Annotated in this window: 7 protein-coding genes; 1 reads left to right on the top strand and 6 read right to left on the bottom strand. The window is 61.1% G+C overall.

Annotation, left to right across the window (positions count from 1 at the left end):
• Positions 1 to 21 precede the first annotated feature (21 nt).
• The 6 genes from malQ to JNL55_RS26270 form a co-directional block, all read right to left on the bottom strand.
• Positions 22 to 2,214, bottom strand: coding sequence for a 4-alpha-glucanotransferase (gene malQ / locus JNL55_RS26295; protein ID WP_293861454.1), 2,193 nt, complete (start codon positions 2,212 to 2,214; stop codon positions 22 to 24).
• A 12-nt stretch (positions 2,215 to 2,226) separates the two neighbouring features.
• Positions 2,227 to 4,389, bottom strand: coding sequence for a glycogen debranching protein GlgX (gene glgX / locus JNL55_RS26290; protein WP_293861450.1), 2,163 nt, complete (start codon positions 4,387 to 4,389; stop codon positions 2,227 to 2,229).
• A 63-nt stretch (positions 4,390 to 4,452) separates the two neighbouring features.
• Entirely contained in the window at positions 4,453 to 6,351 is a 1,899-nt protein-coding gene (gene glgB / locus JNL55_RS26285; protein WP_293861447.1) for a 1,4-alpha-glucan branching protein GlgB, read from the bottom strand.
• Between the two features lie 100 nt (positions 6,352 to 6,451).
• Positions 6,452 to 8,920 (bottom strand): glycogen/starch/alpha-glucan phosphorylase, encoded by a 2,469-nt coding sequence (locus JNL55_RS26280; protein ID WP_293861444.1) that lies wholly within the window; start codon positions 8,918 to 8,920, stop codon positions 6,452 to 6,454.
• Positions 8,921 to 8,931: 11 nt separating this feature from the next.
• Positions 8,932 to 9,522 (bottom strand): hypothetical protein, encoded by a 591-nt coding sequence (locus JNL55_RS26275; protein ID WP_293861441.1) that lies wholly within the window; start codon positions 9,520 to 9,522, stop codon positions 8,932 to 8,934.
• A 66-nt stretch (positions 9,523 to 9,588) separates the two neighbouring features.
• Positions 9,589 to 10,050, bottom strand: a complete 462-nt coding sequence (locus tag JNL55_RS26270; RefSeq protein ID WP_293861438.1) for an OsmC family protein — start codon at positions 10,048 to 10,050, stop codon at positions 9,589 to 9,591.
• 172 nt (positions 10,051 to 10,222) lie between these two features.
• Between JNL55_RS26270 and JNL55_RS26265 the strand changes: the two genes are divergently transcribed.
• Positions 10,223 to 14,649: alpha-2-macroglobulin (locus JNL55_RS26265; RefSeq protein WP_293861435.1), on the top strand; the 4,427-nt coding region annotated here is incomplete at its 3' end.

The following is a 14,649-nucleotide window of genomic DNA, read 5'->3' as shown; positions in this document are numbered from 1 at the left end:
GATAACAGAAGCCGGCGCGGGTCACCCGTTCGGGTTCACACCTTTGCGAGCCGACTCCATGGCCGCGAGAATATCTTTGGTCTCGGCACTGGAGAATATGTCAGTTAGTGACGCGGTTACCTTGCGTTGCCAGTTGGCGTGCTCGGTATCGGTCCCTGGGACGTTGACAGGATCGCTCATGCCGATTAGATCCTCGATTTGCACCAACGCGATGTTGGAGCTGGACAAGCCGATGAAGGCATGCACTGCTCGCGACAACGCAGCGGAATACGTCGGCAATGGCTCGCCTTCGCGCCAATGCCACAAACCTGCCGCAACCAATGCTCGAAGCAAACCGACTCGATCTCGCACGCGGGCATCGTGGGCCTGTTGACGCAGCTCGTCGGTCGGATACAAATCCAGCTTCGCGCGCAACGTCACATCGCTACCGTCCCACCAACCGCGCAGCGTCGGCAAATCGTGTGTCGTCACGACTGCCATCGCATGCTTCACGTATTCGTCGGGCCGTTTGAAAGCCCCGTCGGGATGCTGTTCGAACATCAACACCTTGTAATGATAGGTGTGATATTGCTCCATCGCCTCGGTCATCGCTTCCGGCACCGTGCCCAGGTCTTCGCCGATTACGATGCAATGATTGCGCTGGCTTTCCAACGCCAGAATGGCGATCAAATCGGCTAACGGATAGTGGACATACGTACCGTCTTTGGACAGTAGCCCGCGCGGCACCCACCACAAACGATACAAAGTCATCACATGGTCGAAACGCAGCGCTGCTACGTAACGCATCATGTTACGGACCAGACCGACGAACGGCTGGTATTGCTGAGAGCGCAGCTCGTTCGGATCCTGCGGCGGAATGCCCCAATCCTGACCTTTCAACGCCAGCGCATCGGGCGGCGCGCCGACCGAAGCACCTTGTAGATATAAGTGGCGGTTGGACCAAGTCTCCGAACCTGCCGGATTGGCGCCGACTGCCACGTCGCCATAGATGCCGATGGCCATGCCTTTGTCACGTGCCACGCTTTGCGCCGCCGATAGTTGTTCGGCGGCCAGCCACTGCAGGTATTGAAAGTACTCGACGTCCTCGGCGCGTTCGCGGGCAAACCGCTCGACCGCCGATGAAGTCGGATCGCGATATTCCTCAGGCCAGCTCGGCCAGCCCCAGTATTGCGGACCCTGCAAACGCAGATGGCCGTCGAGCGCGTCGTAGATCGCATGCAAGCGCAGCGGCTCGCCCAAGATTTCCTGGAACTGCCGAAACGCCGCGCCGCGCGGCGTCTTTTGAGCGAGATGACGTGTACGAAAATTCGCGTACAACAACGACAGGATTTCAAACTTCGCCGCCGCCACCGGCACGTAGTCGACGTTCCTAGTCGCACGCAGCGTTTTGAGATTCGCTTGAAACTTCGGCTCGGCAACACGTTTGCGCGCCGGCTCGCACTCGGCGAAATCGGGCACGTCCTCGACACTGATATACAGCACGTTCAAGAACTGGCGATTCGATGGGCTGTACGGACTGATGTGCGCGGGATTGGCCGGCATCAGCGCATGCAGTGGATTCAACCCGATGATGCCGCAGCCCAGCGGCGCGGACAGACGAATCAAATTACTCAAGTCGCGAAAGTCGCCGACGCCCCAGTTGTCATCGGCCCGCAGCGAATACAGCTGCACGGCGATGCCCCAGAGTCGCTTGCCTGCCGCGATGGCCGGCGCGTCGAAAAATTGCGTGGGTGTTATGACGACACGCAATGTTCCTTGCAGCCCGGTGTCGAGCGCGAACGTCGCAGTGTGATAGCCCAACGGTAAGTTGGGCAACGACACCGCGAGACGGCGATAGGAGCGTTGATCGACTTCGCCTTGTTCGATGGGCTTGAGCTTGCTCAGCGGCGCCGAGCCGGAACGGGGCTCGCCGTTCTCCAAAGTCACATTCCAATCGACCTTTTTCGCGGCCAGCTCCACCGGCACCGCGATCGGCACACTGATGGGCTGGCCCTCACCGACCACGACCACGGGCGGCACGAAGCCGGTCCAGCGACGCGTTTCGTACTCATGGATGGCGTCGCCGGCGGCCGTGTCATCGGCCGCTGCGACACCCAACGCCGCCAGAATGGCGACTTGAGACTCTAGCGACACCTCTTTGGGGCGAGCGCGATAGTCGAGATAGGAATCTGCGATGCCGTACAACTGAGCGAGTTGGCGGATCGGACTATCCATTTATTGGGCCATTTACGGTTTTAAAGAGAAGCCACTGCGCACGGTACTAGGCGCGTTGCCGTCGGCCAGCAATACGCACGAATGCGGCGCGACCACGCAATTTTCACCGGCGGCCAAACGGTCGCCGAGATCGTTGGCGCGCCAGCGCGCCGTGTCGAACACGATCTGCCACACCACACCGGTGGTCGGCGCGGGCAAGCGGAAATCGCAGGGTTGGTCGCCGGCATTGCAAAGAAACAGCAGATGCCCGTTCGGTGTTCCATACGGATCGGTGAAAGCGTGGCCGATCAGCACCCCGATGGCCCGCGCATTCGCATCATGCCAATCGCTAGCCGTGAGTTCGTGGCCCAGCGGATGACGCCAACTGATGTCCTTGTGCTCCCGATCCAGCTGACGCGCACCTTTCAGGAAGGTGTCGCGTCGCAGGCCGGCAGCATAGCGACGCAATGTGAGCAGTTGCCGTACGAACGTGGTCAACCAAATGCGCCGCTCAGCCAGCTCCCAGTCCACCCAGCTGATCTCGTTGTCCTGGCAGTAGGCGTTGTTGTTACCGCGCTGGGTGCGACCGAACTCGTCGCCGGCCAACAGCATCGGCACGCCTTGCGACAGCAGCAAGGTGGCGAGCAAGTTGCGGATTTGCCGTTCGCGTAACTCGATGATGGCCGGATCGTCGCTCGGCCCTTCAACACCACAATTCCAACTCAGGTTGTGATTGTGACCGTCGCGGTTGTCTTCCAGATTAGCTTCGTTGTGTTTCTGTTCGTACGCGGTGGCGTCGTAAGTGGTCAAGCCATCGTGGCAGGAAACGAAATTGATGCTGGCGGTCGGGCGCCGGCCGCTGGCGCGAAACAAATCGCTGGAGCCGGCGAAGCGCTCGGCGAAATTGCCCAGGATGCCGGGATTGCCGCGCCAGAAACCGCGAATCGAATCGCGATACAAATCGTTCCATTCCGACCAGCCGGCCGGGAAATGGCCGAGCTGATAGCCCTCGGGACCCACATCCCAGGGCTCGGCGATCAACTTCACGTAGCGCAGCGACGGTTCGGCCGCGACCGCTTTGAAAAATGCCGCGTCGGTGCGGAACGGCGTGTGATCTCGACCCAGCACCGCGGCCAGATCGAAACGGAAACCGTCGACGTGCATTTCCTCCACCCAATAGAGCATGCAGTCGATGACCAGCTTGCGCGCGGCGGCGTTGCCGATGCCGACCGTGTTGCCCGTGCCGGTGCGATCGATGTGACGACTCAGATTCGAGCTGTCGAGCCGGTAGTACGCCGCGTTGTCCAAACCGCGCAGGCTGAGCGTCGGTCCTTTCTCGTTGCCTTCGACGGTGTGATTGAACACCACGTCCAGAATGACTTCGATGCCGGCCGCATGCAGCGCCTTCACCATGGTCCGGAACTCGGCGACAGGATCGTCGATGCCGTAGTCCGGATGCGGCGCGAACCAGGCCAGCGAGCTGTAGCCCCAATAATTCTCCAAGCCGCGCTTGGCCAGAAATTCTTCGGGCGCGAACGCTTGCACCGGCAGCAGCTCGACCGCCGTGACACCCAGCTGCTTCAGATAATTGACGACTGCCGGCTGCGCCAAGCCGAGAAACTTACCGCGCTCGCGCTCAGGCACGGCGGGATGTCGCTTGGTGAATCCTTTGACGTGCAATTCATAAATGACGGTGTCACGCCAGGGCACTGCCGGCGGACAGTCTTCGCTCCACGCGAATGTAGATTGCGTGACACGCGCCTTGTACACGTATGGCGCACTGTCCGCGGTGTTTATCTGCTCCGGATGTTCCGGGTCATAGCCGAACAGCGCCGGATTCCATTCGAACTTACCCACCAATGCGCGCGCGTACGGATCGAGCAGCAGCTTGTTGGGATTGTGTCGCAACCCGTACGACGGATCGTAGGGACCGTACACACGGAAGCCATAGACGACACCGGGAACGCCATGAGGCGCGGGCAGAAAGCCGTGCCAAATATTGTCCGTGTGCTCGGGCAGCGTCAGACGGATCAGCTCGCGCTCGCCGCTGTCATCGAACAAGCACAGCTCGACGCGCGCGGCGCCGCCGGCAACGACAGCGAAGTTCACACCATCGCCGGTCCAGGTGGCGCCCAATGGCGCGGAGGAACCAGGTTGCAGACTGGCGGCGGCGAAGTCGACGGGTACAGCGTTCATCGCCCGCATGGTGACCGATCCGGGGCCCGCATGAAAAGTAGCGAATCGCGAAAGTGACTGATTTTAGTCGCGCGCCCAGATGGTCACGGCCAACGGCGGCAGATTCAGCGTGACGCGCGCCGGGAAATCCCGCCAGGGCTCGTCATATGCTTGCGTTTCAGTCTGTGACGCATAGCCCGAACCGCCAAAGTCGACAGCGTCGCTGTCGAGCAGTTTGCGATAGCGGCCAGCCACCGGTGCACCAAAAGTGTAATTGTCGCGTGGTACTGGCGTGGCATTGAAGACGATCAGCAATTGGGTGCCGCCCTCGCCCGGCAGGCGTTGGCGCAGGAAGCCGAAGACGCTTTCGCGGGCGTTGTCGACTTCCAGCCAGCGAAAGCCTTCCCCGTGATTGTCGCTGCCGTGCAGCTCGGGATAGTCGCGATACAAGTGGTTCAGCGCGCGACACCAGGCCTGCAGCTGCTGATGATGCGGGTGTTGAAGTGCGCCCCACGCCAGATCTTCATAGTCACGCCACTCGTGCCATTGCCCGAACTCGCCCCCCATGAACATCAGCTTCTTGCCGGGATGAGCGGTCATGTAGCCCATCAGCAAGCGATGGTTGGCCAGCTTCTGCCACTCGTCGCCGGGCATCTTGTCCAGCAGCGAGCGCTTGCCGTGCACCACCTCGTCGTGCGACAGCGGCAAAATGAAATGTTCCGAGAACGCGTACACGAACGAAAACGTAATCAAGTTGTGATTGTGCTGGCGATACAGCGCGTCCAACGACATGTAGCGCAGCGTGTCGTTCATCCAGCCCATGTTCCATTTGAAATGGAAGCCCAACCCGCCCAAATGCACCGGCCGGGTCACGCCGGCAAATGACGTCGACTCCTCCGCCATGGTGACCACGCCGGGGAAATAGTGGCCGACGGTCCAGTTCAGCTGCTTCAGGAAATCGATGGCCTCGAGATTCTCGCGACCGCCGAATTGATTGGGCGTCCACTCACCCGCTTTGCGCGCGTAGTCCAGATAGATCATGGATGCCACCGCATCCACGCGCAGACCGTCGATGTGGTACTGCTCGATCCAGAACAGCGCATTGGCGATCAGAAAGTTGCGCACCTCGTGGCGACCATAATTGAAAATCTTGGTGCCCCACTCCTGGTGCTCGCCCCGCTGCGGGTCGGAGTGCTCGTATAAAGCAGTGCCGTCGAATTCGGCGAGGCCGTGACCGTCGCGAGGAAAGTGCGCCGGCACCCAATCCATGAACACGCCGATGCCGGCTTGATGCAACCGATCGACGAAGCGCATGAAGTCCTGAGGTGTGCCGTGTCGCGCTGTCGGCGCGAAATGACCGAGCACTTGATAGCCCCACGAGCCGTCGAATGGATGTTCCGCCACGCCCACCAGTTCGACGTGGGTGTAGCCCATGTCCTGGACATAGGGAATCAATTGGTCGGCCAGTTCATCCCAAGTCAGAAATGCCGGCTTGCGATGCCACGAGCGGCGCCACGATCCTGGATGCAGCTCATAAATGGAGATGGGCGCGCGGAGTGGATCCCACTTGTGCCGTTGCTCGAGCCAGGCGCCGTCGCCCCACTCATAGCCGTCGATGTCCGCGACCACTGACGCACTGTCGGGCCGCAGCTGCATCTCAAAGGCATAGGGATCGGATTTCATCAGCAGCTGGCCATGCACGCCGACAATCTCGAATTTGTACAGCGCGCCTACCCCTGCGCCCGGGACGAATGTTTCCCAAACGCCGGACTGATGACGCCGCTGCAGGGCATTGCGAGTGCCGTCCCACTGATTGAATTCGCCGACCACGCTGACGCGTTGCGCGTTCGGCGCCCACACGGCAAAACGAGTGCCGGCGACGCCGTCGTGCACTTCCAGATGCGCACCCAGCTTCTGCTGGATGTGGTGATGATTGCCCTCACCGAACAAGTGCAAGTCGAGGTCGGATAGGGCCGAGTTCATAGGGAATCGTGTGCGTCTTTGGTAATGAGCTGTCCCTTCACAACACCACCGGGCTGCGAGGGTTCCTCACAGCCGGCTTTTCTCACAGCCGCTGGTCTTCTTACAGAACCGGCTTGATGCCCCAAATATTATCCGCGTACTCGCGAATGCTGCGGTCACTGGAAAACGGCCCCATGCTCAGCGCATTGATCACGGACTTGCGGGTCCATTCTTCGCTGTTCAGGAACAATTCGTCGACGCGCGCCTGAGCGGCCATGTATTCGTCGAAGTCCGCCAGCACCAGGAAATGTTCGCCATGGCTGAGCAGCCGATCGCTGACCACCTTGGAGTCGAAGATATTGTCGGGCGTGAAATAGCCCGAGTCGATCAGTTCGATGGCGCGCTTCAGCACCGGATTCTTGGCCACTTCGTCCGCCGGCGAGTAACCCCGTGCCCGCAAGGCATTCACTTCTTCGGTGGTCATGCCGAAGATAAAAATATTCTCCTCGCCGACCGCGTCCTTGATTTCGATGTTGGCGCCGTCCAGCGTGCCGATGGTGAGCGCGCCGTTCAACGACAACTTCATGTTGCCGGTGCCGGACGCTTCCATGCCGGCCGTGGAAATCTGTTCGGACAGATCCGCCGCCGGCATGATCTCCTGCGCCAGTGACACGTCGTAGTCGGGCAGGAAACAAAGCTTGAGCTTGTCGCCGATGCGCGCGTCGTTGTTGATGACGTGCGCGATGTTGTTGATGAGTTTGATGATGGCTTTCGCCATGTGATAGCCGGGCGCCGCCTTACCGGCGAACATCACCACACGCGCCGGGATCGGGGCGTTCGGGTTATCGAGCAGTCGCTGATAACGCGCCACGACATGCAACAGGTTCAACAACTGCCGCTTGTACTCGTGAATACGTTTGACCTGGACGTCGAACATGGCATCGACGCTGACCGTCACGCCCAACAGCTGATTGATGGTCTTGGCCAAGCGCTCTTTATTGATGCGCTTGATGGCCCGGAACCGCTGCCGAAAGTCGGCATCGTCCGCGGCCCACTTCAAACGCTCCAGATCTTCCAGATCGTTTTCCCAGGCCGAGCCCAGCTTCTCGGTCAACAGCGCCGACAGCAAGGGATTGGCCTGCTTCAACCAGCGACGCACGGCAATGCCGTTGGTGACGTTAGTGAAGCGCTCCGGCCACAGCTGCGCGAAATCGGCAAAGATGGTCTCGCGCATCAGCCGCGAGTGCAGTTTCGCCACGCCATTCACGCGATGGCTGCCGACCACCGACAGGTACGCCATGCGCACGCGACGATCGCCTTCTTCGTTGATGAGCGACATGCGACGCCGGCGATCCAAGTCCTGCGGGAACTTGCTGCTGACTTCTTCCAGGAAGTCGCGATTGATCTGATACACGATCTGCAAATGCCGCGGCAGCAAGCGCTCGAACAGCGACACCGGCCAGGTCTCCAACGCTTCGGGCAGCAAGGTGTGATTGGTGTAGCCGCACACTTCGCGCGTCAGCTTCCACGCCGGGCCCCACTCCATGTCGTAAGTGTCGACCAGCAATCGCATCAGCTCGAGAATGGTCAGCGCCGGATGCGTGTCGTTGAGCTGGACTGCGATGGCGCTGGACAAATCCTTCAGTGGCCGACGCTCGGCGAGATGCTGGCCGAGCAGATCCTGCAACGATGCGCTGACGAAGAAGTACTGCTGCTTGAAACGCAGCTCTTTGCCTTGCGGCGTCGAGTCGTCGGGATACAGCACGCGAGTCAGATTCTTCGCGTCGACTTGCTCCGCGACGGCCGCGGCATAGTTGCCGTGATTGAAAGCTTCGATGCGGAACGGCGTGATCGCGCGTCCGGACCACAAGCGCAAATGATTGACCGTGGGGCTGCGATTGCCAGGGATCAGCAAGTCATAGCCGACCGCCCACACATCCTGAGTGTCCACCCACTCGTAACGCACGCGACCCTGCTCATTGCGAGTGGCACGGCATTGACCGCCGAAACGCACGCGATGACGAATGGCGCCTTGGCCGCTTTCCCAGAAATTATGGAAGCCCAGCCATGAGCTGGCGATCTCACGCTGCGCGCCATCCTTTTCGATGACTTGCGTAAAAATGCCGTAGTCGTAGCGAATGCCATAACCGGTGGCCGCATAACCCAGCGTGGCGAGCGAATCCAGAAAGCACGCCGCGAGCCGGCCGAGACCGCCATTGCCCAAGCCAGGATCTTCTTCCTCGGCGGCGATGTGCTCCAGGTCTTGCCCGAGCTGTTCCATGGTCTCGCGCACTTCGGTGAGCAACTCGTCCTCGAACGAGGACAGCGCATTGATCAGGCTGCGGCCGAGCAGAAACTCCATGGACAGATAGCAGATGCGCTTCACCCGAGCGCGCGCCACACGCTTACCGGTGGCGATCCAACGCTCAGTCAGCTCTTCACGCACCGCTATCGACAGCGCGTCGTAGATGTCTCGGCGAGTCGCATTCTCCGTCGACTTGCCGAGCACGCGCTCCAGGCGGTCGACGATTGCTTCACGCACGGCGCCTAAACGCAACGGCACCGCCGAATGAATCGCAGAACTCGCCATGCAAAGCCTCGCTATTTAACTTCGGCCACCTTCTCGGCGACGATTCGCCAGGAAGCACCCTCGCGCACCAAGGTCAACTCTTTGCGCAACGAGTTGGTGCCGAACTTCTGCACGAACTGCACGATGCGCCGATCGTCGCCAGCCGGTTCGACGCGCAACCCTTCGACGACTGAATCAGGCACGGGGCCGGTGGCCACCTGTTCCCGACGCTGTTCCAGCCACGCGGCGCTGCCGGCCGAATCGGTCGGCGCGGTGAAGGTAGAAGAATAAAGCGCGACGACCGCATCTGCTTCGCGGTTTGCCCAAGCCTGCGCCCAGCTCGCCACCACTTCCTCCGGCGACCGAGCAGTCGTGCCCGCGGAACGGAAGTACGACGGCGGTTCGTCCAGGCAGGCGGTGCCCTTGCGCGTCACCGGCTTGGATTCGGGAATCGCCAGCGCTTCGGAGCGGTTCGGCTGGGTCATGCCGTCCGGCACTTTTAGCTGGACATTGTTACGCGAAGTCAGGTACGGCTCGTTCTTTTCCGAGCACACCACTTCCTTGCCGCCACCGCAGGCCGTCAACAAGGGCAGCAACAGGGCGCAGTAAAGAATCTTGTTCATGCGGCAGGTCGAGGTCATCGCAGTCGTGAAAGATACCGAACGGGGCATGCTACGCGGGCCGGCATATTACGCAACCGGCTCGCAACGCACGTCGGTTTTGACCGACGCGGCGATAAAACATTCATCGTGGGAGCGGTGATGGAGCTGCTCCAATTGCTCGGCGCCAGGCGCGCGCCCGGAAAACACGACCTTGGGCCGCAGAGTCACGACCGTCATGGCGATGCGCCCGGCCTCGTTTTTACCCATGACACCCACCGCCGCGTCCTCGTAACTGTCCACCACGAAGCCCGCTTCGGCCGCGAAAGACAGGAAGAACAGCATGTGGCAGCTGGATAACGACGCCACGAAGGCTTCTTCGGGATCGACCGCGGCCGGATCGGACAACGGCACCCGCACCACGTGCGGCGAACTCGAGCCAGGCACCACCACCCCGCCGTCGAAGCGCCACTCGTGCGCCCGGGAATACTTATTGTCCGTGAACACGGCGCCGAGGCGCTGCCAGGACACGGTGGCGGTGTATTCGGCCATGGATCCCATCCGGAGTAGCCAGCTCTAGCCGGCTTCGGTGCCATTGTCCCGCGCGCGCCACGGGTTTGCCACATTCCTGACCGGCTTCCGGCACAATCGCCGCCCAACATGCGGGCTCATGACGCTAAATAGCGATTCTGAGCTCCAATCTGTCTGGCCATGGGGTTGCTGAATGGAACGCTTACGGGGCCTTTTACGGACGCTTTTCGGTGAACTGAACTGGCAACCGCCGCAGTGGTTTGCCGCCTCCAGCGGCGCCGTGCGCCGAGGCGCCACCGGTATCGGCGGCAGCATGCGAGCCAATCCGCGCGGCTCGGCACTGGCAGTCGCTGGAATTGCGGTTTTGATCGCCGCCGCCGTGTTCGGCTGGCAGTGGTACAAGAATCGGCCGCAACCGGTGCTGACCGAATTCGCGGTCACTGCGCCCGGCCCGACCTGCTATGCCTGCGAGCCGCCCGGCCCGCCCAACCCGCTGGTCGTGAACTTCTCGGCCTCGACCGCGACCTTGGAGCGCGCCGGTCATCCTGTCGATCCCAAGCAAGCCGGCATCGACATCAGCCCCGCCGTCGCCGGCCAATGGTTCTGGGACGACGATCGCACGCTGCGCTTTCAACCGACCGCCGACTGGCCCATCGGTCAGCAATACAAAGTCGCGCTGTCGCGCAAAGACTTCGCGGCCGACCACGTCACGCTCAAGGACTATCAGTTTCAATTCCAGACGCCGGCGTTCGTCGCCAAGCTGAGCAACACCGAGTTTCATCAGGATCCGGTGGTCGCCGGCAACAAGAAAGTGGTGGCCAGCATCAACTTCTCGCATCCGGTGGATCTGGCCAGCTTCGAGAAGCGTGTCAAACTGAAAATGTTCAACAAGGTGACCGACACGGTCGAGAAGGAACTCGCCGCGCCGACCTATACCGTCATCTACGACAAACTGAAGCTCAATGCCTTCGTGCATTCGGCGCAGTTGGAAGTGCCGCCGAAAGCCGGCCGACTCCAGGTCACCATCGAGCCCGGCACACGCGCCGCACGCGGTGGCAACGAGTCCAAGGACACGTTGAGCGCCAGCGTCGAAGTGCCCGGACTCAACAGTCTCAAGATCGCCAACCTGTCGCTCGACATCGTGCGCGACGAACGCAACGAACCCGATCAAGTCATTCTGATCAACACGTCGTTCACCGTGCCCGAGCGCGATCTGCCTCCGAAAGTGCACGCATGGTTATTGCCCGAGAAACATCCGGATCCGAAGCTGCAAGAGCAGTTCAACCGGGGTCGCGCCGGTCAGCCTTATCCCTGGAACGAAACGACGTTCCGGCCTGAAGTGCTGACCAATCAGAACGCGCTGAAGCTGGAACAAATCCCGGGCGAACAAGAGCACTACGATCTGCACAGCCTGCGCTATCAGGCCGCGCCGGGTCGCTATCTGTATATCAAGATCGACGCGGGCCTGAAGTCCTTCGGCGGCTATGTGCTCGGCGATACCGTCGAGCGCATCGTGCAAGTGCCGGAGTTCCCGCGCGAACTGAGCATCCTGCATCAAGGCTCACTATTGTCGATGTCCGGCGAGAAGACGGTGAGCTTGTTCGCTCGCAACTTGCCCGCCATTCGGGTCGAGATCGGTCGACTGTTGCCGCGCCAGTTGCAACATCTCGTGACTCAAACCAGCGGCAGCTTCGGCACGCCGCAGTTCAATAACTGGGCGTTCGAGTCCGCCAACATCACCGAGCGCTTTTACGAAGTGATTCGTCTGGGCGCAACCGATCCTGGCAAGGCGCAGTACGAATCGGTCGACCTCGGCAAGTATCTCGACAACAACTCGGGCGACCGTCGCGGCATCTTCCTATTGCGCGTGATTGCGTGGGATCCGGTTGGAGATCGGCCGTTGAACTACGCGCCTGAGGCGTGGAATCAAACCATTGGCGCGCAGCTGGCTGATGCGCGATTGCTGGTCGTCACCGACCTCGGCTTGGTGGTGAAACGCTCGGTCGATGGCTCGCAAGACGTGTTCGTGCAGTCCATCGCCAGTGGCGCGCCGATTGCTGGCGCGTCGGTGGAAATCATCGGTCGCAACGGTTTGCCAGTGCTCACCGAAACCAGCGATGCCGAAGGTCATGTTCGCTTCCCCGAGCTGAGAAGCTTCCAGCGCGAGAAGGCGCCGGTGCTGTATCTCGCTCGTCGCGGTGGTGACAGCTCGTTCCTGCCGCTGGATCAACGCGGTCGCTCGCTCGATCTGTCGCGCTTCGATATCGGTGGCGTGGAGAGCAACGCAGATCGCGCGGCATTGTCGGCGTACATCTTTTCGGATCGCGGTATCTATCGGCCCGGCGAGGAGATTCGCGCCGGCGCGTTGATCCGCAGTCAGGATTGGAGTCGCGGTCTTTCCGGTTTGCCGTTGCGTCTCGAAGTGGTCGATCCGCAAGGCACTGTCATTCGCCGCGAAACGTTCAAGCCCGGCCCCGCCGGCTTCGGCGAAATCGCGCAGCCGACTAAAGAAACGTCGCCGACCGGGACGTACACGCTGTCACTGTCCATCGTGCGCGATCAGTACAGCGCCGATCTGATCGGTTCGACAACCGTGCAAGTGCGCGACTTCCAGCCGGATCGGTTGCGCATGAAAGCCTCGTTCTCCGCGACTTCCGCCGATGGCTGGGTGCCGCCGGACGATCTGACTGCGCAAATTCAATTGGAGAACTTGTTCGGCACGCCGGCGGAGAACCGGCGCATCGTTTCCAATCTGACGCTCAGCCCGAGCATTCCTTCGTTCCGTGCGTATCCGGACTATCAGTTCCATGATCCGCAGTACGCGCGTGAAGGCTTCAGCGAACAGTTGGAAGACACGACGACTGATGCGCAAGGCAAGGCCACGCTCGCATTGAACCTGCAGCGCTTCGCCAAAGCGACCTATCGCGTGCACTTGGTGTCGCAGGGCTTCGAAGCCGACGGCGGTCGTGGCGTTACGTCGGAAGCTGCGCAGCTCGTGTCCAACATGCCGTATTTAGTCGGCTACAAAGCGGATGGCGACCTGAGCTATCTGCCTCGCAACGGTGAGCGCACGGTTAGCCTCATCGCCATCGATCCCAAAGCCCAACGCACTGAGATCAGCGGATTGATGTTGTCGCGCTTGGAGACTCGATTCGTTTCCGTACTGATGCGCCAAGGCAACGGCACGTTCAAATATGAGTCGCGTCGCAAAGAGACTTCGCTCGGCGATACACCGCTGACCATTGCGGCTGCGGGTCACTCGCTCAAACTTGCGACCGATGCGCCGGGCAACTTCGCCTATGTGGTCAAAGATGCGGCCGGTCAGCAGCTGGCGCGCTTCGACTATCAAGTGGCCGGTGAAGGCAACGTCACCCGCACGCTGGAAAAGAACGCGGAGCTGGAGCTGACCTTGTCCAAGCGCGACTACGCGCCAGGCGAGGAAGTGGAAGTTTCGATTCGCGCGCCGTACGAAGGCGCGGGCTTGATCACCATCGAGCGCGAACGCGTGTACGCGTGGAAGTGGTTCAAGACCTCGACCACCAGCACCGTGCAAAAGATCACGTTGCCCGAGGGCTTGGAAGGTAACGCGTACGTCTCTGTGACCTTCGTGCGCGATACGGGCTCGTCGGAGATTTACACCAGCCCGATGTCGTATGGCGTGCAGCCGTTCTCCATCGCGGTGGATGCGCGACGCAATCCGGTGACGGTGGAAGCGCCGACACTGGTGAAGCCGGGACAGGATCTGACTTTCCGTTATCGCACTGAGCAACCGTCGCGCTTGGTGTTGTTCGCCGTCGATGAAGGCATTCTGCAAGTCGCTGCGTACAAGACGCCTGATCCGCTCGGCTACTTCTTCCAGAAGCGCGCCTTGGAGGTGTCGACCACGCAGATTCTGGATTTGATTCTGCCGGAGTTCCGACAGCTCGGCCTGGCGGCAGCGCCCGGTGGCGATGCTGAGGGCCTGCTCGGCAAACATCTCAATCCGTTCCGACGCAAAGGCGAGAAGCCGGTGGCGTACTGGTCGGGCATCGTCGATGCCGACTCGACCACTCGTGAGCTCAAGTACAACGTGCCCGACTATTTCAACGGCACGCTGCGGGTGATGGCCATCGCCGTGACTGACGACCGCGTCGGCGTGCATGAGAGTCGCACGTTGGTACGCGGCGACTTCGTGTTGTCGCCGAATGCGCCGACCACGGTGTCACCGGGCGATGAGTTCGATGTGAGCGTCGGCGTGTCGAATAACGTCGAAGGCTCAGGCGCGAGCGCAACCGTCGCCGTAACGCTGGAAACGGACAGCGGCCTCGAAGTCGTCGGCGACGCACGCCAGGAAGCTGGCATCGCTGAGGGACGCGAAGGGTCGGTGCGTTTCCGCTTGCGAGCGAAGGATGTGCCGGGTGCGGCGAACATGACCTTCGTCGCACGGACGGGCAATGCCAGCGGCAAGCGTCGTATTGATCTCAGCGTGAGACCGGCGACGCCGTTCATGACTCAGCTGAGTGCGGGCGTGCTCGGTAAGGGTGATCGCGAGCTGCGTATCGAACGTCAGATGTATCCACATCACCGCACGCTCGAAACCGGCGCGTCGATGCTGCCGCTGCAGTTCGCGCATGGCTTCGT

The organism is Steroidobacter sp., assembly GCF_016790065.1.
Classification (GTDB): Bacteria; Pseudomonadota; Gammaproteobacteria; order Steroidobacterales; family Steroidobacteraceae; genus Steroidobacter.
The sequence above is the reverse complement of the archived record's forward strand: the minus strand, read 5'-3'. Positions and strand labels throughout refer to the sequence as shown.

What these genes read in the sequence shown, in the direction of transcription:
- JNL55_RS26275 (WP_293861441.1), bottom strand. Translation starts at nt 9,522, where the DNA reads ATGAACAAGATTCTTTACTGCGCCCTGTTGCTGCCCTTGTTGACGGCC.
- malQ (WP_293861454.1), bottom strand. Translation starts at nt 2,214, where the DNA reads ATGGATAGTCCGATCCGCCAACTCGCTCAGTTGTACGGCATCGCAGAT.
- glgB (WP_293861447.1), bottom strand. Translation starts at nt 6,351, where the DNA reads ATGAACTCGGCCCTATCCGACCTCGACTTGCACTTGTTCGGTGAGGGC.
- JNL55_RS26280 (WP_293861444.1), bottom strand. Translation starts at nt 8,920, where the DNA reads ATGGCGAGTTCTGCGATTCATTCGGCGGTGCCGTTGCGTTTAGGCGCC.
- JNL55_RS26270 (WP_293861438.1), bottom strand. Translation starts at nt 10,050, where the DNA reads ATGGCCGAATACACCGCCACCGTGTCCTGGCAGCGCCTCGGCGCCGTG.
- glgX (WP_293861450.1), bottom strand. Translation starts at nt 4,389, where the DNA reads ATGAACGCTGTACCCGTCGACTTCGCCGCCGCCAGTCTGCAACCTGGT.